The sequence below is a fragment of the Acidovorax sp. Leaf191 genome (genome assembly GCF_001424425.1).
GTDB lineage: Bacteria > Pseudomonadota > Gammaproteobacteria > Burkholderiales > Burkholderiaceae_C > Acidovorax.
On sequence record NZ_LMPT01000022.1, the window covers coordinates 327,673 to 350,764 of the forward strand.

Sequence of the window (23,092 nt, forward strand, 5' to 3'; positions counted from 1 at the left end):
GTTTATTGATGATTCAATTCGGCAGAAACTGCTGAAGGGAGCATCAAAAGCCCGCCTTCGGCATACGCCATCCCGAACCGATTCGCCAAGAAATCCCCCAGCCGCACCGCCTCTTGCCCCACAAACCCGCGCTGCGGCAGCCGCCCCTGCGCCACCAGATCCAGCGCCGTGCAAATGCCCGCGGCCGTGGTGAGCTGGATCGCGCTCAACCTGTGCCCCGCCACCTCCGTGCCCACGATGCGGGCCGAATACGAGTCCTGAACCAGCCGCCCGCCGCGCGTGCCTGCCGCCGTGGCAAAGATGACGATCACATCCTGGTCGGTGGTGGGCACCGCCGTTTCCAGGATGTCTTTCAAGAGGTCTCGCCGCTCGCGCAGGCGCAGGTCGTTGAGCAGCAGCTTCAGGATGGCGCAGTGGCCGGGATAGCGGATGGACTGGTAGTCCACTTGGCGCGCCTGGCCCGCCAGGGTTTCGGTCAGCGTACCCAGGCCGCCCGAGGTGTTGAACGCCTCGTATTCGACGCCATCCAGCGCAAAAGTCTCCAACCCTTCCAGCGCCGGCACGCTGGTGCGCACGCCGTCCACAATGGCTTCGCAGGGGTTGCAGTACTCGTTGATCAGGCCTTCGGTGCTCCAGGTCAAGTTGTAGCGCAGGGCGCCCTGCGGATAGCGCGGCAGTGCCCCCACGCGCATGCGCAAGGTGTGCAGCGTGTCGAAGCGGCGGGCGAGGTCGTTGCCCACGATGCCGATGAACCCCGGCGCCAGGCCGCACTGGGGCATGAGTACGCTGCCTGCGCCAGCAGCCGCCAGCGCGCGGATGGCCTGGGTGCTCTGCACGTCTTCGGTCAGGTCGAAGTAGTGCACCCCGGCCTCCACGCACAGTGTGGCCACCGTCACGGCGCGGTGAAAAGGCAGCGCGTTCAGCACCGCGAAGCGGCCTGCAATGGCGGCCTCCAGACTGGCGTCATCGGCAGTCAGCCGCGTAGCGATACCGAGGGCGGCTACCTCGGCCAGGCGCACGGGGTCGCGGTCTGCCACCTCAATGTCGTAGTCCCCAGACTGCTGCAACAGCAATGCCATGGCAAAACCGATGTGACCGGCGCCCAATATGGTGACGGCAAGACGCCCTGCGGACGGATGGCGGGGTGTTGGGAGAGACGTGGATTTCATGGTGTGCTCCTGGTGGGATTGCTGCCGGCGGCATGCCGGGCCATCGAATGCAGATGCAGTGATGCTAGGCGGGACAACTGACAATGTGTAGCAGGCAAAACGTCGAAAAGCTCTGTGCAATTGGTCATATCGGCGATTACCATCGCCATCATGATTTTTTGACCGACAAAGGCGCTGGATGACCCCCTTGGACGACACGGACCGCCAGCTGTTGAGCCTGCTGCAAACCAACGCCCGCGAGGGCACGGCGACCCTGGCGCGCAAGCTGGGCCTGGCGCGCACCACCGTGGTAGCGCGCATTGCCCGCCTGGAGCGCTCTGGCGTGGTGGCGGGCTATGGGGTGCGCCTGGGGCCGCAGCTGGAGGCCCTGGCCGTGCGGGCATGGTGCTCCCTGAGCGTCTTGCCCAGGACCGCACCGGCCGTGCTGCGCGCGCTGCAGGCCATGCCCGAGGTGGAAGAGGTCTCGGCCGTGAGCGGGCCGTTCGACTACCTGGTGTTTCTGCGCTGCACCAGCCACGAGCAACTCGACAGGCTGCTCGACCGACTGGGCCAGCTCGACGGGGTGCACCAGACGCAGACCAGCATCGTGCTCAGCCGCAAGATCGACCGGCGCAGCGTGGGGTGATACCCCTCGCAGACGCGCCTCCAGCCTGGTATCTGAATTGCTACAAATACAGTAGCGTCTGGCGCTTGCCTATCAAGCGGCAGGGGTGGTTTTTACCTTCAATTTACTCACGCATCGAACTGCGTGGGGTTCTTGCCCTGGATGGGCGCGTAAAACGCCTTGATGCTCGCCATGTCGCGCTCCACATCGCCTGTGGGTTCGAACACCGGCCCCAGTCCGCCCACCTTGCGGCCGTAGTCCACAAAAGCCAGCACGATGGGCACGCCGGCCTGCTGGGCAATGAAATAAAAGCCCGTCTTCCAGTGCCGCGTCTTGCCGCGCGTGCCCTCGGGCGGCACGATGAGCTGCATGGGCCCGTCCGCATCCCGCATGGCCTGGGCCGAGCTGGCCACCAGGTTGTTCGCCTGATTCCGATTCACCGGAATGCCGCCCAGCCAGCGCATCACGCCGCCAAACGGCGCCCTGAACAGGCTCTGCTTGCCCATCCAGTACACCCGCAGCCGCAGCGAAAACGCCAGCATCAGCGTGTACGGCAGGTCCCAGTTGCTGGTGTGCGGCGCGGCGATCAGCACGCTTTTGGCAGCATGGGCGGGCAAGGCGCCCTCCACCCGCCAACCCGTCAGGCGCAAGGTGGCGCGCGACAGGGCGCGCAGCAGGGTGTTGACAACGGGCGTGTCAAAAATCGTGTGGTGCATGGGGAATACAGCGGCAAGCAGGGCCGCAGGACGCGGCGGCACGACCGGTCCCGCAGACATCACAGGTCGTACATCAGAAGAAAAGCGCCGCGAGTATCGCCGATGCCGACTTGGCCCTGCCTTGCGGCTGGACAAGGGCTGGAGTCATTCTGGCGGTGCATACGCCAAGCACTACTGTTTTGATAGCTATTGGCGCTTGCCTAGCAAGCGGTAGCACCGAGTTTTTCTCATATCCACAGGCTGGCGCGGCCGGCAAGCGGGTGGGATAATCGGGCCGTCCTTACCCCTGCAGCCTTGCGCGCGCCCTGCCGGTGTGCGCCGCTACAGCCCTCTCTTTTGTCTTGCTTCTATCTCCCTTGCCTTTTTTGACTGCCGTGGAATCCCCTGCTTTGAGCCCCTGGCGCATGTCCGTCGCGCCCATGATGGATTGGACTGACCGCCACTGCCGGTACTTCCACCGCCTGCTGACGCGCCAGACCCTGCTGTACACCGAGATGGTGAACGCTGGCGCCATCATCCACGGCGGTACCGAGCGCCACCTGCGCTTCAACAGCGAAGAGCACCCGGTGGCCCTGCAGTTGGGCGGCAACGAGCCCGACAAGCTGGCCCACGCCGCGCGGCTGGGCGAGGAATGGGGCTACGACGAGATCAACCTGAACTGCGGCTGCCCCAGCGACCGGGTGCAGCGCGGCGCCTTTGGCGCCAGCCTGATGAAGGCGCCACAGCTGGTGGCCGACTGCGTGAAGGCCATGAAGGACGTCGTGGATGTGCCGGTGACGGTCAAGCACCGCATCGGCATCGACAAGGCCGAAGACTACGGCTTCGTGCGCGACTTCATCGGCACCGTGGCCGAGGCGGGCTGCACCGTTTTCATCGTGCACGCGCGCAACGCGTGGCTGCAGGGCCTGAGCCCGAAGGAAAACCGCGACATTCCGCCCCTGCGCTACGAGGTGGTGCACCAGCTCAAGGCCGAGTTTCCGCAGTTCACCATCGCCATCAACGGCGGCATCCAGACCGACGATGTGGTGCTGCAGCAGCTGGAGCACCTGGACGGCGTGATGATCGGCCGCGAGGCGTACCACAACCCCTGGTGGATGGCGCGCTGGGACCAGCTCTACTACGGCAGTCAGGGTGGTATGCCCTGCCCCCTGACCCGCGAAGAGGTGGAGCTGGCCATGGTCGAGTACATGGAGCGCGAGGCCGCGCAACACGGCACGCCCTGGCCCCACATCGCCCGCCACATGCTGGGCCTGCGCCACAGCCTGCCCGGCGCGCGCATCTGGCGCCAGGTGTGGAGCAACCATTTGCTCAAGGACCGCCCTGCGCGCGAGGTGCATGCGCTGGCCATGGCGTCCTATGCCAATACGGCGCCGGACGCTGCTGCAGAACCATTGGCGCAGGCCGTGGCCTGACCTGGCGTTTTGGCGGGATGCAAGGTGCTGGAATCCGAGCCTTCCGTGACGCCAGGCACGCGGCCCGCAGTCTTTGTGCGCCCGCCGGTGATGGCCGATGCGCCCCGCTTCATCGCGCTGGCCTGCCAAAGCCGTGCGCTGCACGCGCCCTGGACCACCGCACCGTGCGATACAAAGGCGTTCTCGGACTTCCTGGCAACAATGGACTCGCGCAGCAACCACAGCTTTCTGGTGTGCCTGCGCTCCGCTGACGGCGCCGAAGAGATGGCCGGCGTGATCAACATCACCCAGATCGTGATGGGAGCGTTTTGCAGTGGTTATCTCGGGTACTACGCGTTCGCCGGCCATGAGCGGCAAGGGCGCATGCGCGCAGGCCTGCTGCAAGTGCTGCTGCACGCGTTTGGGGTCTTGAAGCTGCACCGCCTGGAGGCCAACATCCAGCCCGGCAACCTGCGCTCCATCGCACTGGTACGGTCCTGCGGGTTCGTGCAGGAGGGGTTCTCGCCGCGCTACCTCAAAATCGACGGACACTGGCGGGACCATGAGCGCTGGGCTGTTCTGGCGGACTGAGTGCTGTGGCGGGCCGTGGCAGTGGTGGCCGTCCGCACCATGATGGGCAATCGTCCGGCACGGCGCCTTTGCATTTGCGAACACACTCGGGGAAGCGATCCACCACTACGCTGACAGCTATGCTCTGTGGGCGCGGAACCCAAGCCTGCGATTGCACTCTTCACCCATTCAACAACAACATCCGAGACACGGCATGCCATCGCTTGATTTCGACCTGGAGGAATCCGCCTTCCGCACGTTCTACGCGCAACAGTCCGCCGCGCTGCAGGATGCCTGTGCGGCACTGACCGGCCTGGTCGCGGCCACCGTGACGCAGGCTGGCGGGGTGGACATCACCAAGGTCGAGGGCCGGGTGAAGGATGCGGACGAGTGCATCCGCAAGTTCATCCGCAAGTACCGCCCGGCGCTGGAAGAAAGCAACACGCCGTACGACATCCAGAGCTACATCACCGACCTGATCGGCGTGCGCGTGGTGTGCCTGTACGAAGACGAGCTGGAGAAGATCGCCCAGATCATGCGCGCGCACTTTGCGGTGATCGACGTGACCGACAAGGTCAGCGCGGTGGAGAGCACCGAGGCATCGTTCGGCTACAAGGGCCTGCACCTGGACTTGCGCCTGTCTGCCGCGGAGCGCTCGTTTCCGGAGCATGCGGCCTATGCGCACCTGCCCTTCGAGCTGCAGGTGCGCACCATCATCCAGGACTCCTGGAGCGTGCTGGACCACCGCATCAAGTACAAGAAGTCGATCCCGGGCCAGCTCAAGCGGCGCATCAACGTGCTGTCGGCGCTGTTCGAGCTGGCCGACCGCGAGTTCCGCCAGATCCGCGACGCCACCGCCGCCGAGCTCTTGCAGGCGCCGGACGAGACTGCCGAGCCCTTGCCCGGCGATGACGCTGCGACGGAAGGCGATGTCGATGGCGCCCAGGCACCGGCCAAGGCGGCAGCGCCCAGCAGCGAGCTCAACGCATTCACCTTCCTGAAGATCGCCACGCACTTCTTCAAGGACTTCGAATTCGAGCCCTCCAAGGTGGACGGCTTCGTGGACGACATCCAGGCATGGTCGCCCGGCATGACCCGCGCACGCTTCAACGCGCTGATGCGGGAGACGGTGGGCGTGGTCAAGCGCTACAAGCAGCACTTTGAGGAGCAAAACCCTAAAGCCAGCTTCAACCCCTACACCGTGATCCGGCACTGCCTGTACCTGAGCAACAAGGCAGCGTTTCGCCCCGCCCTGCGCAACTCGGCGCGGGAGTCCTTCGAGTCGTGGATGCAGGAACAGGGCGAGCCCAAACCGCATTGACCACGCTCGAAACATGCAGTGGCGCTGGCCTGCTCAGCGCAACGTGCTATTGATTTGATAGTCGACCAACGATAGTGCGGCCGAGCAGGCCGGCACACTGCAGGCCGCACGCCATGTCGCATAGGCGACTTGAGACTGGTGGTTTTCCTCCATGCGCTTGTTACCAAGTGCTGCTATATTGCACTGCAACATAACGGAGTTTCGACCATGCTGTACCACATCTACGAGACACAGCGCTCTCTGATGGAGCCCTTCACTGATTTCGCTCAAGCAGCTGCCAAGCTCTACAGCAATCCTCTGTCGCCCTTCAGCCAGAGCCCCCTGGCGCAGCGCATGTCCGCTGGCTACGACCTGCTGTACCGGCTGGGCAAGGACTACGAAAAGCCATCGTTCGACATTCCCTCGGTGGACGTGAACGGCGTTGGCGTGGCAGTGCACGAACGCATCGAGCTGGACAAGCCGTTTTGCGAGCTGCGCCGCTTCAAGCGCTTCTCGGACGACCCGGCGACCCTGGTCAAGCTCAAGGCCCAGCCCGTGGTGCTGATCGTGGCTCCGCTGTCGGGCCACTACGCCACGCTGCTGCGCGACACGGTGCGCACCATGCTCAAGGACCACAAGGTCTACATCACCGACTGGAAGAACGCGCGCCTGGTGCCCCTGTCGGACGGCGAATTCCACCTGGACGACTACGTGAACTACGTGCAGGAGTTCATCCGCCACCTGCAAGGCATCTACGGCAACTGCCACGTGATCAGCGTGTGCCAGCCCACGGTGCCCGTGCTGGCCGCCGTGTCCCTGATGGCCAGCCGCGGCGAGACCACGCCGCTGACCATGACCATGATGGGTGGCCCCATCGACGCGCGCAAGTCGCCGACGGCGGTGAACAACCTGGCCACGAACCGCAGCTACGAATGGTTCGAGAACAACGTGATCTACCGCGTGCCCGACAACTTCCCAGGGGCCGGCCGCCGCGTGTACCCCGGCTTCCTGCAGTACACCGGCTTCGTGGCCATGAACCCCGACCGGCATGCCACCAGCCACTACGACTATTTCAAGGACTTGATCAAGGGTGACGACGCGAGCGCGGAAGCCCACCGCAAGTTCTACGACGAGTACAACGCCGTGCTGGACATGGACGCCGACTACTACCTGGAAACCATCGAGACGGTGTTCCAGGAATACAAGCTGGTCCACGGCACCTGGGACGTGCGCTCGCCAGACGGCAAGATCGAGCGCGTGCGTCCGGAAGACATCAAGACCACCGCCCTGTTCACGGTCGAGGGTGAGCTTGACGACATCTCCGGCTCCGGCCAGACCGAGGCAGCCCACGGACTGTGCAGCGGCATCGTGCACAAGGAGCAGCGCCACCTGGAAGCCAAGGGCGCAGGCCACTACGGTATTTTCAGCGGCCGCCGCTGGCGCGAAGTCGTGTATCCGCAAGTGCGCGCCTTCATCCACGGCCACGAAAAGCCCCAGAAGAAGGCAGCTCCCCGCGTGATCGAAACGCCGGACGACAACCCGCCCGCACCCGCTGCGCCGGCCCCGAAAGCGGCCGTCGCAGCCAAGGCGGCCGCGCCAAAAGCCGCTCCAACCAAGTCGGCACCGGCCAAAGCAGCCACCAAGACAGCGCCCCAGCCTGCGGCCAAAGCCACGAAAGCAGCCGCAAAGACTGGGTCCAAGCCAGCCGCCAAGGCCGCATCGGCCGCTGCTGCCGCATCGTCGGCCGCAGCGCCTGCCGTGGCCACCCGCTGGGTGACCCCGGCCGCGGCAGGCCGCGCCAAGGCGGGGGCCACCGGGGCTGCCAGCCCTGCTGCTGCAGCCGCCGCAGCCGATGCGCCCGAAGCAGCGGCCAAGGCCTCCGTTACCGCAGCGGCCACGCCCCGCACCCGCCGCGGCGTGGCGCGCAAGGCTTGATCGCCGCGCTTCGCACGCCACCCACGCCGCCTGCCGCCACCGCCGCGCTCGCGGCGCGGATCAATGCGGCCCTGCCGCAGACGCAGTGCACGCGCTGCGGCTACCCGGACTGCAGCGCATACGCCCAGGCGATCGCTGACGGCCTGGCCGCCATCAACCAGTGCCCACCGGGGGGCGCCGAAGGCATCGCACGGCTGGCGGCCATCACCGGCCTGCCGGCAGCGCCCCTGAGCGCGGAGCACGGCCAGGAAGCACCGCGCGCTGTGGCCTTCATTGATGAATCCTGGTGCATCGGTTGCACGCTGTGCATCAAGGCCTGCCCCACCGACGCCATCGTGGGGTCGAACAAGGTGATGCACACCGTGATCGAGCCCTACTGCACGGGGTGCGAGCTGTGCATTCCGGTCTGCCCGGTCGATTGCATCCAGCTGGAGAACGTGACAGGCACTGCGACTGGCTGGGCGGCCTGGTCGGCCCCTCTGGCCCGGCAGGCGCAGCAACGCTACGCGGCACACCGCGAGCGCTTGCCGCTGGACGCGATAGCGGACGATGAGCCCGCAGACGGTGCCGTGACCGCCGCGCCGTCGGCCTCGCGCAGCGATGCCACGGACGCTGCTGCGCCCGCACCAATGGGCGCAGTGGACGACGCCCAGGCAGTGCGCAAGGCGGCCATCGCAGCCGCGATGGAACGTGCCCGGCAACGCCGGGCGCAGGCGCCCCGCTAGTACGCGAACGGGCTGGCCCGCGGCAGCCGGCGCATGCAGGCAACTCGCTCGACCCGCCCCGTTGCGATCAGCGCGCGGCCAGCTTCTTGTACACGCCGCAGCCCAGGTACAGGTCGCCCACGCGGCTCACATACGACATCTTGGTCTGCACCGCGCCGGAGGCCGGGTTGACGATGTCGTACTCCACCCAGCCCGGTGCATGGTCGGCCTGCGCCACGATATCGCTCACCAGCTGGTCACCCGCAATGCCCGGAATGTCCTGCACCCGCGTGCCCACCTTGGCAGGGTTGCCGCCGAAGGCCCGGTAGGTTCCGCCGGTGTCGAGCGCGAACACGTACATGTCGCGGTCGTGGTAGGGCTGGCTCTTGTCCGTGATGCTGCGCAGGAACTGCTCGCGCGAGGTGCTCTTGTGCAAGGCCACGGCCCGGTGCACCAGCGCCACGGCCTCCTCGGCTGTCCCCTGCTGCAGGCGAAACGCCGACACCGCGCGCGACAGCGTGGACGCGCGGCTTTCCAGCGCCTCGGCCTGCTGCACCGCCTGGCCCACCATCTGCGCGTTGTGCTGGGTGATCTGGTCGAGCTGCTGCACGGCAGCGCTGACCTCGCGCAGGCCGGTGCTCTGCTCGGTGCTGGACCCCGATATCTCGCTCATGCTGGCCGCCACGCTGCGGATCCCGCTGGCCATGTCCGCAATGCCCTCGCCCGCGGACCGGATCAGGCCGGCGCTGGTTTCCACCTGGCTCACCGACGCGCCGATCAACTCGCGGATCTCGCGGGCTGCATCGCCCGAACGCTTGGCCAGCGTGCGCACCTCGGCCGCCACCACTGCAAAGCCCCGGCCCTGCTCGCCAGCGCGCGCAGCCTCCACCGCGGCGTTGAGCGCCAGGATGTTGGTCTGGAATGCGATGCTGTCGATGACCCCGATGATCTCGGTCATGCGGCGCGCGCCCTGCTGGATCGCCTCCACCGACTGCACCGCGCGGTCCATCGCCTGCGCGCCCTGGTCGGCCGCCTGCCGCACCTGGGCAGCGCGCGCGTCGGCACTCTGGGCCGTCTGGGCGTTGTTCTGCACGGCGGACGAAAGCTGTTCGACGCTGGCCGCGGTCTGCTCGAGGTTCGCGGCCTGCTGCTCGGTGCGGTCGGCCAGCGAGCGGTTGCCCTGGGCTAGGCTCTGCCCGGCATGGGCCACCAGCGCCGCGTTGCTGCGGATGTCTGCCACCATCGATGACAGCGTGATCACCATGCGGTCGAGCGATTGGGCCATCTGCGCCACCTCGTCCCTGCCATGGCTGGCACCGGCACGTGCGCACAGGTCGCCTCCCTGCGTGCGCTCGATGGCCTGCGCGAGGGTGCTCAGGTCGGCCGACAGGCTGGCGTAAAGCGCCACCAGCGCATACAGCACCACGGCGGCCGCCAGCGCCAGCAGCCACCAGGGCGCGCCGGCCACGGCGGCGGCGAGTGCCAGCGCCACCAGCACGCCCAGCGTCAGCAGCTTTCCTGGCAAGCGCCACCTGCGCATCCACCCCAGTCCCGGCCTCAGCGGCAGAAATGCTGACATCATGTCTCCTCTTATCCTTCTGGCAGTGGCCGAAATCCTAGGGGGACGCACTTACTGTGAATTGACAGCGGGCGTCGCTGCGGGTTTGCACCAATGCGCGCGCCGGGCCCTCGGACGGCGGGCCGCACCCATCGCCCATAATGACGCCCCATGAATCCCCTGCTTTCCCATCTACAGCCCTACCCGTTCGAGCGGTTGCGGCAGCTCTTTGCCGGGGTCACGCCCCCCGCCAACTACGGCCCCATTAGCCTGGGCATGGGGGAGCCGCGCCATCCTACCCCTCAGTTCATCAGGGATGCACTCAGTAACAACCTCGATGGCCTGGCCAGCTACCCGGCCACCGCGGGGGATTTGAAGCTGCGCGAAGCGTTCACCGGCTGGATCGCACAGCGCTATGCGCTCCAGCTCGACCCTGCCACCCAGGTGCTGCCGGTCAACGGCTCGCGCGAGGCGCTGTTCGCATTTGCCCAGACGGTGATCGACCCGTCCCGGGGCCAGGCGCTCGTGGTCTGCCCCAACCCCTTCTATCAAATCTACGAGGGCGCGGCCCTGCTCTCGGGGGCGCAGCCCTACTACGCGGCCAGCGACCCGGCCCGCAACTTCGCGGTCAACTGGGACACCGTGCCGGAATCCGTCTGGAAGCAGACGCAGCTTCTGTTCGTGTGCTCGCCCGGCAATCCCACCGGCGCCGTGATGCCGATCACCGAATGGCAAAAGCTGTTCGACCTGAGCGACCGCTATGGCTTCGTCATCGCCTCGGACGAGTGCTACAGCGAAATCTACTTCCGCGACGAGCCTCCCCTGGGTGGACTGCAGGCCGCCCACCGGCTGGGCCGGCACGATTTCAAGAATCTGATCTCGTTCACCAGCCTGTCCAAGCGCAGCAATGTGCCGGGCATGCGCAGCGGTTTCGTGGCAGGCGACGCGGCCCTGATCAAGGCCTTCCTGCTGTACCGCACCTACCACGGCAGCGCCATGAGCCCCATCGTGCAGGCGGCCAGCATCGCGGCCTGGGGCGACGAGCAGCACGTGGTCGAAAACCGCGCGCGCTACCGCAAGAAGTTCGCCCAGGTCACCCCCCTGCTGGCGGGCGTGATGGACGTGGCCTTGCCCGACGCAGGTTTCTACCTGTGGGCCAAGGTGCCCGACGCCCTGGGCATGACGGACGCCGAGTTCGCGCGGGCCCTTCTGGCTCAATACAATGTCACGGTGCTGCCCGGCAGCTACCTGGCCCGCGAGGCCCAGGGCAGCAACCCCGGCGCCCAACGCGTGCGCATGGCCCTGGTGGCCGAAACCGAAGAATGCGTGGAAGCCGCGCTGCGCATCGTGCAATTCATCCAATCCCGTACCGCCTGATCCGATCCCTGATCCACAGACGACCGACTTACCGACCGATCGATAGAACGACGACAACCATGACACAACAACTGCAAACCCTCATCGACAACGCCTGGGACAACCGCGCCAGCCTCTCTCCCGCTGCCGCCCCCAAGGAAATCCAGGACGCTGTCGAGCACGTGATCGCCGAGCTGAACAACGGCACGCTGCGCGTGGCCACCCGTGAAGGCGTGGGCCAGTGGACCGTGCACCAGTGGATCAAGAAGGCCGTGCTGCTGTCGTTCCGCCTGAAGGACAACGAACTCGTGAAGGCCGGCGACCTGGGCTTCTACGACAAGGTGCCCACCAAGTTCGCGCATCTGTCCGAAGAACAAATGAAGGCCATCGGCGTGCGCGTGGTGCCGCCTGCCGTGGCCCGCCGCGGCAGCTTCATCGCCAAGGGCGCGATCCTGATGCCGTCGTACGTGAACATCGGCGCCTACGTGGGCGAAGGCACCATGGTCGACACCTGGGCCACGGTGGGCTCGTGCGCGCAGATCGGTGCCAACGTCCACCTGTCGGGCGGCGTGGGCATCGGCGGTGTGCTGGAGCCGCTGCAGGCAGGCCCCACCATCATCGAAGACAACTGCTTCATCGGCGCGCGCTCCGAAGTCGTCGAAGGTGTCGTCGTGGAAGAGCACTCGGTGCTGGGCATGGGCGTCTACCTGGGCCAGAGCACCCCCATCTTCAACCGCGCCACGGGCGAGATCAGCTACGGCCGCGTGCCCTCGGGCTCGGTGGTGGTGAGCGGCAACCTGCCCAAGACCGCCGCCAACGGCGCGCCGTACAGCATGTACGCCGCCATCATCGTCAAGCAGGTGGATGCGCAGACCCGCTCCAAGACCAGCATCAACGACCTGCTGCGCGACTGAGCCATCGAACGGTTGACCGGACCACTCGCCGCGCGGCACGATCAGCGCCACAGACGATAACGACACCAGAGGGACACACCATGAGCACGATGGAACGGATTCTTCGCCTGATGGCCGAGAAAAAGGCGTCCGACGTCTACCTGTCGGCCAATGCGCCTGCGCTGATCAAGATCAACGGCGAGTGCGTGCCGATCAACAACCAGATCCTGCCCGCCGACGCGCCGCGCAACCTGCTCTCCGAGGTGGTCCCCCCGGACCGCATCGAAGAGCTGGAAGAGACCGGTGAGCTCAACATGGGCGTGCCGCTCAGCGGCGTGGGCCGGTTCCGGGTCAGCGCCATGCGCCAGCGTGGCAGCTACGCGGTGGTGATCCGCTTCATCTCGCAGCACATCCCCGAGTTCGACTCGCTGGGCCTGCCGCCCGTGCTGCGTGAGCTCATCATGGAAAAGCGCGGCCTCATCCTGATGGTGGGCGCCACGGGCTCGGGCAAGAGCACTTCGCTGGCGTCGATGATCGACACCCGCAACGAGTCGCTCACCGGCCACATCCTCACCATCGAGGACCCGGTCGAGTACCAGTTCCGCAACAAGAAATCCATCGTCAACCAGCGCGAGATCGGCAGCGACACCCAGTCGTTGCAGACAGCGCTGAAGAACGCGCTGCGCCAGGCGCCCGACGTGATCCTGATCGGCGAAATCCGCGACCGCGAGACCATGTCCGCCGCCATCGCCTACGCGCAGTCGGGCCACCTGTGCCTGGCCACGCTGCACGGCAACAACAGCTACCACGCGCTCAACCGCATCCTGAGCTTCTACCCGGTGGAAGTGCGCCCCACCATGCTGGGCGACCTCGCTTCCGCGCTCAAGGCCGTGATCTCGCAGCGCCTGGTGCGCAAGATCGACGGCTCGCGCGTGCCCGCCGTGGAGGTCATGCTCAATTCCAAGCTCGTCTCCGAGCTGATCGAAAAGGGCGACTTCTCCGGCGTGAAGGAAGCCATGGAAAAGTCCATGGCCGAAGGCTCCCAGACCTTCGAAGAAGCCTTGGCCCAGCTCATCATGGACGCCAAGATCGACCGCAAGGAAGGCATTGCCTACGCAGACTCGCCCACCAACCTGATGTGGCGCCTGCAAAACGACTTTTCCCTGGCGGCCAACGCCGCCAAGGCCCAGAAGGAAGCGCGCGATGCGCCCGATGACCAGCCCTCGTTCACCGAGATCGTGCTGGACGTCAAGCCCGCCGCCTGAACGACACTTTTCACGCCCCGATGTCCCGCACACTGCACCTCGCCGAACAGCTCATTGCCCTGCCCTCCATCACCCCCGAGGACGCCGGGTGCCTGGATCTTCTGGCCGCCCGCCTGGCGCCCCTGGGTTTCGTGTGCGAACGCCTGGACAGCGGCCCGGCAGACTTCCGCGTCAGCAATTTATGGGCAAAAAGGCCTGCAGCGCTCGCTGAGCGTGCGCAAGCAGCTATCAAAACCATAGTATTTGCAGGCCACACCGATGTCGTTCCCACCGGGCCGCTGACACAGTGGAGCAGCGACCCCTTTGTGCCCACGCACCGGGACGGCAAGCTCTTCGGCCGCGGCGCCAGCGACATGAAGACCTCGATCGCCGCCTTCGTGGTGGCGGTCGAAGAATTCCTCGCCGCCACGCCCGAGCCGCTGATCACGCTGGCGTTCCTGCTGACCAGCGATGAAGAAGGCCCGTCCGTCGACGGCACCAAGGTCGTGGTCGAGCAGCTGCAGGCACGCGGCGAGCCCCTGCACTACTGCATCGTGGGCGAACCCACATCGGTGGAGCGAACCGGCGACATGATCAAGAACGGCCGCCGCGGCACCCTGAGCGGCAAGCTCACCGTGCGCGGCATTCAGGGCCACATTGCCTACCCGCAACTGGCGCGCAACCCCATCCACCAGGCGCTGCCGGCACTGGCTGAGCTGGCCGCTACCGAATGGGACCAGGGCAACGCCTTCTTCCCGCCCACCAGCTGGCAGATCAGCAACATGCACGGTGGCACCGGTGCCACCAATGTGATCCCGGGCGAAGTGGTGATCGATTTCAACTTCCGCTTCTCCACGGAGTCCACGGCCGAAGGCCTGCGCGAGCGCGTGCATGCCCTGCTCGACCGCCACGGCCTGGAGTACGACCTGCGCTGGACGCTGGGCGGCCAGCCTTTTCTCACCACGCCCGGCGAGCTGGTCAGCGCGGTGCAGCAGGCCATCACCGCTGAAACCGGCCTCACAACCGAGCTGTCCACCACCGGCGGCACCAGCGACGGGCGCTTCATCGCCCAGGTCTGCCCCCAGGTCATCGAGATGGGGCCGCCCAACGCCACCATCCACAAGATCGACGAGCACATCGTCGTGGCCGACATCGAGCCACTCAAGAACATCTACCGCCGCACGCTGGAGAACCTCGACGCTGCGGCGAGGGCCGCTGCATGACGACCGTGCAGGAGCTCATCGACTCCGTCGCCGCGCGCCTGGATGCCGCGGGGGTGGCTTTCGGCCACGGTACCACCAACGCGTTCGATGAAGCCGCCTGGCTGGTGCTCTGGCAGCTGGGGCTGCCGCTCGATGATCTCGATAGCGTGGAAGGCATGCCCATCACTGGCGAGCAGCGCGACGAGGTCGAGGCCCTGCTGAACGAGCGCATCACCACCCGCAAACCCGCCGCATACCTGACGCAAGAGGCTTGGCTGCAGGGCATACCGTTTTATGTGGACGAACGCGCCATCGTGCCGCGCAGCTTCATTGCCGAGCTGCTGGCCGATGGCAGCGTGGACGAATTCCTGAGCGAGAACACCCGCCGGGTGCTCGACCTGTGCACCGGCAACGGCAGCCTGGCCGTGCTGGCCGCCATGGCCTGGCCCGAGGTCGCAGTCACCGGCGCCGACATCTCGCCAGACGCTTTGGCCGTGGCGCGCATCAACGTCGATAAACATGGGCTGCAAGACCGCATTCAACTCCAGCTGTCCGACGGCCTCGCCGCCCTGCCCGGCCCATGGGACCTGATTCTTTGCAATCCACCGTATGTGAACGCAGCCAGCATGGCAGCACTGCCCGCGGAGTACCGCGCGGAGCCAGAGCTCGCACTGGCGGGCGGCAGCGACGGCATGGACTTCATCCGCCAGCTGTTTGCGGCGGCGCCGGCGTGCATGAGCGAAGACGCTGTGATCGTGCTGGAGATCGGCAACGAGCGTGAAAACTTTGAAGCAGCGTTCCCTAGCCTTCCCGCATACTGGCTTGATACCAGCGCTGGGGAAGACCAAGTTCTGCTGATTCATAGAACCAGCCTCTTGCAGCTCTGATCTGTGGCCAATAGCAATGGGCCCGTGTTGCCCGTGGTAGCTCAGCCTGGTCAGAAACCGGCCAAATTTGCACCTGCTCGCACCGCGACCAGCCTCGTACATTGGTGGATTTACGCGCTGATGCGATGGTGCGTGAGCCCATGGTCCATCACCGTATTTACCCTCTTTGCATTCCCTACCCTGCAGGCGCAGGAGTTGTCGCGCGACGCCACAGCGTCGGAGCGTGTCGTTCGCGGCTCGGTGGACTCTCTGAGATATGACCGCGACCAGCGGAAGGTTCAGATTCAGGGCTGGGGTTTCAATGCCGCCAATGCCGAGCCCCCGTCATCTTTCGAGGTCCGTATCGACGGGCGCGAGGCCACCATCACAGCAAGGCACCAGGTCGCGCGCGATGACGTCAACGCCAGTTTTCCAGGCGCGTCGCCAGCTTTGGCGGGATTCGTTCTCGACGTGCAAACGCCGAGAGATTTGAACTGGAGTCACCACCGAGTCTCCGTCATCGCCAAGTCAGGCGATATCCAGCAAGAACTGGCCCCCGCTTCAGACAAAGCGCGAGCATTTTCGGGGGTTGCCATCCCCGCAAGGCATTGGTGGTTCGCAGCATGCCTGACAGCGTTTTTGGTGGTGCTGTTCCTGGTCACACGCATTGCGCGAATGACAGTGTGGGTAGAGCAACTGGACTGCGCAGTGCAGAAAAACACCCGCCTGATCGCATTGCTGGTGGTCGGAATGTTCGGGACGTTGGTGGCATCGGGATGGACTGGCGTTTCCTTGCAGCTGCTCACAGGCGATACCGACACGGCCGGAACGCACGCCTTTCTGGCGCCGGAAAGCGGTACGCGTGCTATTGCGCTCGCCCCACGCGCGATCCGTTCGGACGAATGGCTGGTGGTGACCCCCAGTGCCTTGGCCCAGGTGCACCATCAGCCCCCCTTTCCGGTGGTCAACCACCATCTGGGCACCGATGGTCAAAACATGATGATCATCGGGATGACCGGGGTGCCGGTGCTTCATCCTTCCGTGATTGCACGACCTGCTACCTGGGGCTTTTTCGTACTCCCCCTCGCCAACGCGTTGGCCTGGTACTGGTTTTTCCCTTTGTTTGCCTGTTGGCTGGCGCTGTGGGGACTTCTCAACAAACTGGTCCCCACGCGCTCAACCCGGAATTTGGCACTGTCAGTGCTGTTCTGCCTGGCGCCATATGCCACAGGATGGTCTTACTGGCCTCTGTACACCGCATTTTTCGCGGTGGGAGCACTGTGGGCCGTCATCTCGATTGTGCAGGCGTCCAAAGCGCTACACATCTGGCTGCTGTCGGTGCTGTTGGGATTGTTCGCAGCGGGATTTGCCCTGGTGTTGTATCCGCCTTGGCAAATTCCCCTGGCTCTGTTGTGCGGTCTCTTGCTGCTCGCTTGGTGCGCGGACCATCGCCCACGACCAGTGCGGACGGCGATTCCTGCGTTTTTGCTATCGGTGGCAATCGCTGGCCTGTTGCTTGGAGCGTGGTGGTTCGATGCGAAAGATGCGATAGCCACCATGCAAAACACTGTCTATCCGGGGGGACGGGCAGCTTTACAAGGTGGTGAGTTTCCACTGTATTGGCTGACGCGGGGATACTCGAATCTGGACTCGTTGAGCCATCTGGGGGTGAGCGAGACGAACGCCAGCGAGTTCGGAAGCTACTTTCTTCTTCCCGTTCCATTGGCGCTACTGGCTTGGCGTCTGATCTCGGACTCCAAGGGTCGCCATCGATGGATGGCTATCGCTTGGAGTGTATTTAGCGCCTGGACTTTGGTATTTGTCATTCTTGGCGTGCCGCTCTGGTTATCCAAGGCATTGATGTGGCATTTCGTACCATCCCACAGAGTCGACCTGGCCCTGGCGCTCGGTTGCACCGTTTTGCTGGCACTGGTACCGGCCAAGAGTTCCGCCAGCGACCAAAGGCATGGGGGGGCATCACACTTTTCATCACTGGTGATCGCTGCGGCAAGTGCCGGCTTGATCACGGTTGCATTGCTGGCGCTGCCCGATGTGCTGTATCCCTCGCTCAGTCCATTGTTCTTGGCAACGGTGGCTGCTGCGGGCTTCTTGATGGCCTACTGGCTGTCCCTGGGCAAAATTTCCGCAGCGTTGTCGCTCAACGTGTTGCTGTACGTGATGGCAGCCATGACCTTCAATCCGATCGCTCAAAGCGCAGGTCAAATACAATTGCACCCGGCGGTACGTCCTTTCCTGCAGATTGCGGAGCCAGGAACATCCGCTCCATGGAAGCGCGTGTTAACGGTCGGCATAGATGACGGCATGCGTGCCGCCATGTCGCTGGCTTCAGCAGGTGTCCCGATCGTGAACGGTGTTTTCTACTATCCACAGTTTTCACTGTGGGCAGAGATGCACCTGCCGCAAGCGGATCTCCTAGTAGTCAATCGTTACCAGCATCTTTTCTTCGCTCCTGGCGAGGTCGAACCTCCGAGCACATACCGCGTAAGTACCCGTTCACAGCTATCGGACACGGTGTTCGTGACCATTGATGCCGCGCGCTTTGATTTCAAGGCGACCGGCGCTCAAGTGGTACTCACCAAAGAAGCTGATGCCGATCAATTCATGAACAACCCTCAACTGCGGGTGCTCGGGAGGCACGCCGGTTGGGCGTGGTTTTCAGTACATCCTCAATGATTACCCTTAAAAACGTTACCCTGCGACGCGGCGCCAAAGTCGTGCTCGACAGCGTGTCTGCCACCATCAACCCCGGCGAGAACGTCGGTTTGGTGGGGCGCAATGGCGCGGGCAAGTCCAGCCTGTTTGCGCTGCTCAGCGGCAAGCTGCACGAAGACGGCGGGGACTTTCACATCCCCAGCAGCTGGCGCATGGCAGAAGTCGCGCAGAACATGCCCGAAACCGACCAGTCGGCCACGGACTTCGTCCTGGAGGGTGACACGCGCCTCGCCGAAGTGCAGCAGCAGTTGCTGGACGCCGAGGCCAGCGACGATGGCATGGCCATCGCCCACGCCTACTCGGACCTGCACGACGCTGGCGCGCACGACGCAGTCGCGCGGGCGCAGGCGCTGATCCTGGGCCTGGGTTTTCGGGTCAGCGAACTCGACAACCCGGTCGACAGCTTCTCGGGCGGCTGGCGCATGCGCCTGCAATTGGCGCGCGCGCTGATGTGCCCCAGCGACCTGCTGCTGCTCGACGAGCCCACCAACCACTTGGACCTGGACGCCCTGGTCTGGCTGGAAGCCTGGCTCAAGCGCTATGCGGGCACCATGATCGTGATCAGCCATGACCGCGAGTTTCTGGATGCCATCACCAACGTGACCCTGCAGATCCAGGCCGGTCAGTTGAACCGCTACGGCGGCAACTACAGCAAGTTCGAGGAGCTGCGCGCGCAGCAGCTGGAGCTGCAACAGGCCAGCTTCTCCAAGCAGCAGGAGAAGATGGCCCACCTGCAAAAATTCATCGACCGCTTCAAGGCCAAGGCCAGCAAGGCCAAGCAGGCGCAAAGCCGCGTCAAGCAGCTGGACCGCATGGAGAAGATCGCTCCAGTGCTGGCCGAGGCCGACTTCACCTTCGAGTTCAAGGAACCGGCCAACCTGCCCAACCCGATGCTGGCCATCAGCGATGCATCGTTCGGCTATGTGGACGACGAGGGCGTGCCCACCACCATCCTCTCGGGCGTGAACCGCTCGGTGCTGGCAGGCCAGCGGATCGGCATTCTGGGTGCCAACGGCCAGGGCAAGTCGACCCTGGTGAAGACCATCGCGCGCACCATGAAGGCGCTGGGCGGCAGCGTGACCGAGGGCAAGGGCCTGAACATCGGCTACTTCGCGCAGCAAGAGCTCGATGTGCTGCGCCCCGCGGAGAACCCGCTGGAGCACATGATCCGCCTGGCCAAGGAGCTGGGCCCAGACCTCAAGCAACCCAGCCGCGAACAGGACTTGCGCAGCTACCTGGGCACGTTCAACTTCACGGGCGACATGGTCAAGCAGGCTGTGGGCACGATGAGCGGCGGGGAAAAAGCCCGCCTGGTGCTGGCGATGATCGTCTGGCAACGCCCCAACCTGCTGCTGCTGGACGAGCCCACCAACCACCTGGACTTGGCCACCCGCGAAGCCCTGGCCATGGCGCTCAACGACTTCGACGGCACCGTCATGCTGGTCAGCCATGACCGCGCGCTGCTGCGCTCGGTCTGCGAGGACTTCTGGATGGTGGGCCGCGGCGTGGTGGGGCCCTTTGACGGGGACCTGGACGCCTACCAGCGCTACCTGCTCGATGAATCCCGGCGTCTGCGCGAAGAGGCACGGCTGGCCGATCAGGCGCAGACGTCCACAGCGCGTGCGGACGCCCCCGCGGCTGCACCACCGGCCCCTGCAGCCGCCCCCGTGCAGAGCACTGCTGTGGCTGCCCCATCCCTCGCTCGCGATGGACGGGAACAGCGCAAGCTCGATGCCCAGGCGCGGCAACAGCAGGCCGAAAAGACCAAGCCGCTGAAAAAAGAGCTGGAGCAAATCGACAAACGCCTGGCAGCGCTCTCGGCCGAACGGGCCACCCTGGAGCACAAACTGGCCGAATCGCTCGCCCCGGCAGACATCGCAGACTGCGGAAAACGGCTGAAAGCCGGCCATGACGAGACGGCGCGGCTGGAAGAAAGATGGCTTGAAATTTCTTCGCTGCTGGAGGAAATTCAGGCGGCCGTCGCCGGATAAAAATGTAAAACCCTGTAAGAGATGCTGGATGATTTTGGCATCCAGCGCTTTCTGGGCAACAACTTTTTGCTACAAATAGAGTAGCGGTTTGGAAGCTGAAGAACAGGGGCGTTGCGGTTGCATTTTTTTGCGAAACGCTGTCAACGCATCCGGATGGGCCCGCGTTGTTGGTACATCACAGGAGTTTTTCAGTATGAATACCACCGCAATCTTGTCCGCCTGGCCCGAAGACGAACGCGACCGCAAGCGCGCTCCCGCCCGCTTCTAAGACCGCCGTCCGGCCTCTGTCCTGAATCCCGATCCAAGGATTCCAACCCATGCAAGCCCTGAGCCTTGTTCGCAGACCGTGCATTTCGTGCGCAGGTGCGGCTAGCTGTCTGGCTTCATCCAGGAGGCGTATCCATCAGCAGCGGCTTTGATGCCCTGCATCCATGAATGCACTCCCCCAACAAAAAACCCCGCACTGCGGGGTTTTTGCTTTTTGGGGAAGCAGGCTGGGTTTGCGCGGCGCACTTGGCCTCCCATCCTCCCACCCCAAGATCAACCGAGGCCCACCGCTGCGCGCCGCCTTGGGGCGCCTGGGCAGCGGGGTCCTCGCGATGGCCTGTCAGCCCATGTGCAGGCCGCCGTTGACGGAGAAATCGGCACCCGTGGCGTAGCCGCCCTCTTCCGATGCGAGCCAGGCGATGATCGACGCGATCTCGCTGGGTTCACCCAGACGCTTGACGGGCACGGTGGCGACGATTTTCTCCAGCACGTCGGGGCGGATGGCCTTGACCATGTCCGTCCCGATGTAGCCAGGGCTCACGGTATTGACGGTCACGCCCTTGGTGGCGAGTTCCTGGGCCAGCGCCATCGAAAAACCGTGCATGCCGGCCTTGGCGGCCGAATAGTTGGTCTGGCCTGCCTGGCCCTTTTCGCCGTTGACGGAGCTGATGTTGATGATGCGGCCCCAGCCTTTTTCCACCATGTCCGCCACCACTTGCTTGGTGACGTTGAACATGCTGTTGAGGTTGGTTTCGATCACTGCATCCCAGTCTTCGCGCGACATCTTGAGGAACATGCGGTCGCGGGTGATGCCGGCGTTGTTCACCAGCACGTCGATGGTGCCGTGCTCGGCCTTGGTCTTGCCAAATGCTTCCACGGTGGAATCCCAGTCGCCGACATTGCCCACCGATGCGTAGAAAGTGAAGCCCTGGGCCTTTTGTTCAGCCAGCCATTTGGCATGGTCACGGGTCGGGCCGCAGCCTGCGATGACCTTGAAGCCCTCCTTGTGCAGGCGCTGGCAGATGGCGGTTCCGATGCCGCCCATGCCGCCGGTGACGTATGCGACTTTCTGGCTCATGTGATTTCTCCTTGTTGGTTGTGTAAAGCGCTCACCGCCACTCTAACCAAGAAATCAGACACTGCCGTGAAGGAAAACACTGAACCCCTTTCGTTTTCGACATATTGATATGCCCGCCATGAGCCCTATCTCCGTCTCCTGCGGTTGATCACTGTTTTGGTGCGTTTGGCAGCCCCGCAATAGCGACATCCGGAAACAAAAAAAGCCGCGCAATGCGCGGCTTTCTCATGGCAGGACCAGGGCCAATGCGGGTCGCAGAGGCTTTCTCCGTGGCCTGGTCGGTACCCGATCAGCGCTCCAGCGCCAGCGACACGCCCATGCCGCCGCCAATGCACAGCGCGGCGACGCCTTTCTTCGCGTCGCGGCGCTGCATTTCATGCAGCAGCGTGACCAGGATGCGGCAGCCGGATGCGCCGATGGGGTGGCCGATGGCGATGGCACCACCATTCACGTTGACCTTGGCGGGGTCGATGGCCAGTTCTTTGTTCACAGCGCAGGCTTGCGCGGCAAAGGCTTCGTTCAGTTCGAACAGGTCCACGTCGGCAGCGTTCCAGCCAGCGCGCTCCAGCGCCCTGCGCGTGGCCGACACAGGGCCCATGCCCATGGTGGCGGGGTCGAGGCCGGTGGTGCCAAAGGACGCGATGCGGGCCAGGGGCTTGAGGCCCAGGGCCGCCGCCTTCTTGGCGCTCATCACCACCACGGCGGCCGCGCCGTCGTTCAGGCCCGAGGCATTGCCAGCGGTCACGCTGCCCGCCTTGTCGAACGCGGGGCGCAGGCCGGCCAGGGCTTCTGCATTGGTCTTGCGGTTCAGGTATTCGTCGGCGTTGAAGAGGATGGGATCGCCCTTCTTTTGCGCCAGGCTCACGCCCACGATCTCATCGACGAACTTGCCGGCATCCTGCGCGGCGGCCGCCTTTTGCTGGCTGCCCAGCGCCAGCGCGTCCTGCATGTCGCGGGTGATGCCGTATTGCTTGGCCACGTTCTCGGCGGTGATGCCCATGTGGTACTGGTTGTAGACGTCCCACAGGCCGTCGACGATCATGGTGTCGACGAGTTTCCAATCGCCCATGCGCTGGCCTTCGCGCGAGCCGGGCAGCACGTGGGGGGCCAGGCTCATGCTCTCCTGTCCGCCGGCCACCACGATCTCGCTGTCGCCCCAGGCCACGGCCTGGGCGGCCAGCATCACGGCCTTGAGGCCGGAGCCGCACACGGCGTTGATGGTCAGCGCCGGGGTTTCCTTGGCCACACCGGCCTTGATGGAGGCCTGGCGCGCGGCGTTCTGCCCCACGCCGGCGGTCAGCACCTGGCCCATGATGACTTCGCCGATCTGGTCGGACGACAGGCCCGCGCGGGCGATGGCTTCGCGTATCACGATAGAGCCCAGCTCGGTGGCCGGGGTCTTGGCCAGCGCGCCACCAAACTTGCCCACTGCAGTGCGGGTGGCCGAAACAATGACGATGTCTTCCATGGAATGTCCTTCTTTGTGGTTGGGTCGGTGCGTGCCCGCACAGGCGG

18 protein-coding genes are annotated in these 23,092 nt (G+C 64.8%); 13 read left to right on the plus strand and 5 right to left on the minus strand.

Going from position 1 to position 23,092, the window contains the following annotated elements; all coding sequences use genetic code 11:
- Positions 1–2: 2 nt before the first annotated feature.
- Complete coding sequence (locus ASG27_RS23980) at positions 3–1,169, minus strand: saccharopine dehydrogenase family protein (RefSeq protein ID WP_056412232.1); 1,167 nt, start codon at positions 1,167–1,169, stop codon at positions 3–5.
- Between the two features lie 178 nt (positions 1,170–1,347).
- Between ASG27_RS23980 and ASG27_RS23985 the strand changes: the two genes are divergently transcribed.
- The gene (locus ASG27_RS23985; protein WP_056412235.1) at positions 1,348–1,794 is read left to right on the plus strand and encodes an Lrp/AsnC family transcriptional regulator; all 447 of its coding nucleotides are present in this window, start codon (positions 1,348–1,350) and stop codon (positions 1,792–1,794) included.
- A 107-nt stretch (positions 1,795–1,901) separates the two neighbouring features.
- On the opposite strand, the gene ASG27_RS23990 is transcribed toward ASG27_RS23985, so the two are convergent.
- On the minus strand, positions 1,902–2,489 hold the full coding sequence (locus ASG27_RS23990) for a lysophospholipid acyltransferase family protein (RefSeq protein ID WP_056412238.1): 588 nt from the start codon (positions 2,487–2,489) through the stop codon (positions 1,902–1,904).
- 374 nt (positions 2,490–2,863) lie between these two features.
- Between ASG27_RS23990 and dusA the strand changes: the two genes are divergently transcribed.
- The 5 genes from dusA (at position 2,864) to rsxB (ending at position 8,410) form a co-directional block, all read left to right on the plus strand.
- The gene (dusA, locus tag ASG27_RS23995; RefSeq protein WP_268751112.1) at positions 2,864–3,901 is read left to right on the plus strand and encodes a tRNA dihydrouridine(20/20a) synthase DusA; all 1,038 of its coding nucleotides are present in this window, start codon (positions 2,864–2,866) and stop codon (positions 3,899–3,901) included.
- A 45-nt stretch (positions 3,902–3,946) separates the two neighbouring features.
- A complete protein-coding gene (locus ASG27_RS24000; RefSeq protein WP_235503913.1) occupies positions 3,947–4,471 on the plus strand; it encodes a GNAT family N-acetyltransferase in 525 nt (174 codons plus the stop codon).
- A gap of 193 nt (positions 4,472–4,664) precedes the next feature.
- Positions 4,665–5,771, plus strand: coding sequence for a GTP pyrophosphokinase (locus ASG27_RS24005; protein WP_056412244.1), 1,107 nt, complete (start codon positions 4,665–4,667; stop codon positions 5,769–5,771).
- 207 nt (positions 5,772–5,978) lie between these two features.
- Positions 5,979–7,685: a polyhydroxyalkanoate depolymerase gene (locus ASG27_RS24010; RefSeq protein ID WP_056412248.1), complete on the plus strand. Its 1,707-nt coding sequence runs from the start codon at positions 5,979–5,981 to the stop codon at positions 7,683–7,685.
- Positions 7,685–8,410 (plus strand): electron transport complex subunit RsxB, encoded by a 726-nt coding sequence (gene rsxB, locus ASG27_RS24015; RefSeq protein ID WP_056412372.1) that lies wholly within the window; start codon positions 7,685–7,687, stop codon positions 8,408–8,410. The genes ASG27_RS24010 and rsxB overlap by 1 nt, the downstream gene beginning before the upstream one ends.
- 67 nt (positions 8,411–8,477) lie before the next feature.
- Here the strand turns inward: rsxB and ASG27_RS24020 are convergent, their stop codons facing one another.
- Positions 8,478–9,968: a methyl-accepting chemotaxis protein gene (locus tag ASG27_RS24020; RefSeq protein WP_056412375.1), complete on the minus strand. Its 1,491-nt coding sequence runs from the start codon at positions 9,966–9,968 to the stop codon at positions 8,478–8,480.
- 150 nt (positions 9,969–10,118) lie between these two features.
- On the opposite strand from ASG27_RS24020, the gene dapC reads away from it, so the two are divergent.
- From dapC to ASG27_RS24055, 7 genes are all read left to right on the plus strand, one after another.
- Complete coding sequence (gene dapC, locus ASG27_RS24025; protein WP_056412250.1) at positions 10,119–11,324, plus strand: succinyldiaminopimelate transaminase; 1,206 nt, start codon at positions 10,119–10,121, stop codon at positions 11,322–11,324.
- Positions 11,325–11,383: 59 nt separating this feature from the next.
- Positions 11,384–12,217 (plus strand): 2,3,4,5-tetrahydropyridine-2,6-dicarboxylate N-succinyltransferase, encoded by an 834-nt coding sequence (gene dapD / locus ASG27_RS24030; RefSeq protein ID WP_056412253.1) that lies wholly within the window; start codon positions 11,384–11,386, stop codon positions 12,215–12,217.
- A gap of 80 nt (positions 12,218–12,297) precedes the next feature.
- Entirely contained in the window at positions 12,298–13,461 is a 1,164-nt protein-coding gene (locus tag ASG27_RS24035; protein ID WP_056412256.1) for a PilT/PilU family type 4a pilus ATPase, read from the plus strand.
- A gap of 20 nt (positions 13,462–13,481) precedes the next feature.
- Positions 13,482–14,663, plus strand: a complete 1,182-nt coding sequence (gene dapE, locus ASG27_RS24040; RefSeq protein WP_056412259.1) for a succinyl-diaminopimelate desuccinylase — start codon at positions 13,482–13,484, stop codon at positions 14,661–14,663.
- On the plus strand, positions 14,660–15,529 hold the full coding sequence (gene prmB / locus ASG27_RS24045) for a 50S ribosomal protein L3 N(5)-glutamine methyltransferase (protein ID WP_056412263.1): 870 nt from the start codon (positions 14,660–14,662) through the stop codon (positions 15,527–15,529). Before dapE ends, prmB begins: the two co-directional genes overlap by 4 nt.
- Positions 15,530–15,661: 132 nt before the next feature.
- Positions 15,662–18,202, plus strand: a complete 2,541-nt coding sequence (locus tag ASG27_RS24050) for a DUF7657 domain-containing protein (protein ID WP_156370944.1) — start codon at positions 15,662–15,664, stop codon at positions 18,200–18,202.
- Positions 18,199–20,232 (plus strand): ABC-F family ATP-binding cassette domain-containing protein, encoded by a 2,034-nt coding sequence (locus ASG27_RS24055; RefSeq protein ID WP_056412268.1) that lies wholly within the window; start codon positions 18,199–18,201, stop codon positions 20,230–20,232. The genes ASG27_RS24050 and ASG27_RS24055 overlap by 4 nt, the downstream gene beginning before the upstream one ends.
- A 607-nt stretch (positions 20,233–20,839) precedes the next feature.
- Here ASG27_RS24055 and phbB read toward each other — a convergent pair.
- Both phbB and ASG27_RS24065 read right to left on the minus strand, forming a co-directional pair.
- Positions 20,840–21,577, minus strand: coding sequence for an acetoacetyl-CoA reductase (phbB, locus tag ASG27_RS24060; RefSeq protein ID WP_056412270.1), 738 nt, complete (start codon positions 21,575–21,577; stop codon positions 20,840–20,842).
- Between the two features lie 289 nt (positions 21,578–21,866).
- Complete coding sequence (locus ASG27_RS24065; RefSeq protein WP_056412273.1) at positions 21,867–23,045, minus strand: acetyl-CoA C-acetyltransferase; 1,179 nt, start codon at positions 23,043–23,045, stop codon at positions 21,867–21,869.
- Positions 23,046–23,092 lie beyond the last annotated feature (47 nt).

Excerpts from the sequence above, each read along its gene's own strand:
- ASG27_RS23980 (WP_056412232.1), bottom strand. The coding sequence starts at position 1,169 with ATGAAATCCACGTCTCTCCCAACACCCCGCCATCCGTCCGCAGGGCGT.
- ASG27_RS23985 (WP_056412235.1), top strand. The coding sequence starts at position 1,348 with ATGACCCCCTTGGACGACACGGACCGCCAGCTGTTGAGCCTGCTGCAA.
- ASG27_RS23990 (WP_056412238.1), bottom strand. The coding sequence starts at position 2,489 with ATGCACCACACGATTTTTGACACGCCCGTTGTCAACACCCTGCTGCGC.
- ASG27_RS24005 (WP_056412244.1), top strand. The coding sequence starts at position 4,665 with ATGCCATCGCTTGATTTCGACCTGGAGGAATCCGCCTTCCGCACGTTC.
- ASG27_RS24010 (WP_056412248.1), top strand. The coding sequence starts at position 5,979 with ATGCTGTACCACATCTACGAGACACAGCGCTCTCTGATGGAGCCCTTC.
- ASG27_RS24020 (WP_056412375.1), bottom strand. The coding sequence starts at position 9,968 with ATGTCAGCATTTCTGCCGCTGAGGCCGGGACTGGGGTGGATGCGCAGG.
- dapC (WP_056412250.1), top strand. The coding sequence starts at position 10,119 with ATGAATCCCCTGCTTTCCCATCTACAGCCCTACCCGTTCGAGCGGTTG.
- dapD (WP_056412253.1), top strand. The coding sequence starts at position 11,384 with ATGACACAACAACTGCAAACCCTCATCGACAACGCCTGGGACAACCGC.
- ASG27_RS24035 (WP_056412256.1), top strand. The coding sequence starts at position 12,298 with ATGAGCACGATGGAACGGATTCTTCGCCTGATGGCCGAGAAAAAGGCG.
- dapE (WP_056412259.1), top strand. The coding sequence starts at position 13,482 with ATGTCCCGCACACTGCACCTCGCCGAACAGCTCATTGCCCTGCCCTCC.
- prmB (WP_056412263.1), top strand. The coding sequence starts at position 14,660 with ATGACGACCGTGCAGGAGCTCATCGACTCCGTCGCCGCGCGCCTGGAT.
- ASG27_RS24055 (WP_056412268.1), top strand. The coding sequence starts at position 18,199 with ATGATTACCCTTAAAAACGTTACCCTGCGACGCGGCGCCAAAGTCGTG.
- phbB (WP_056412270.1), bottom strand. The coding sequence starts at position 21,577 with ATGAGCCAGAAAGTCGCATACGTCACCGGCGGCATGGGCGGCATCGGA.
- ASG27_RS24065 (WP_056412273.1), bottom strand. The coding sequence starts at position 23,045 with ATGGAAGACATCGTCATTGTTTCGGCCACCCGCACTGCAGTGGGCAAG.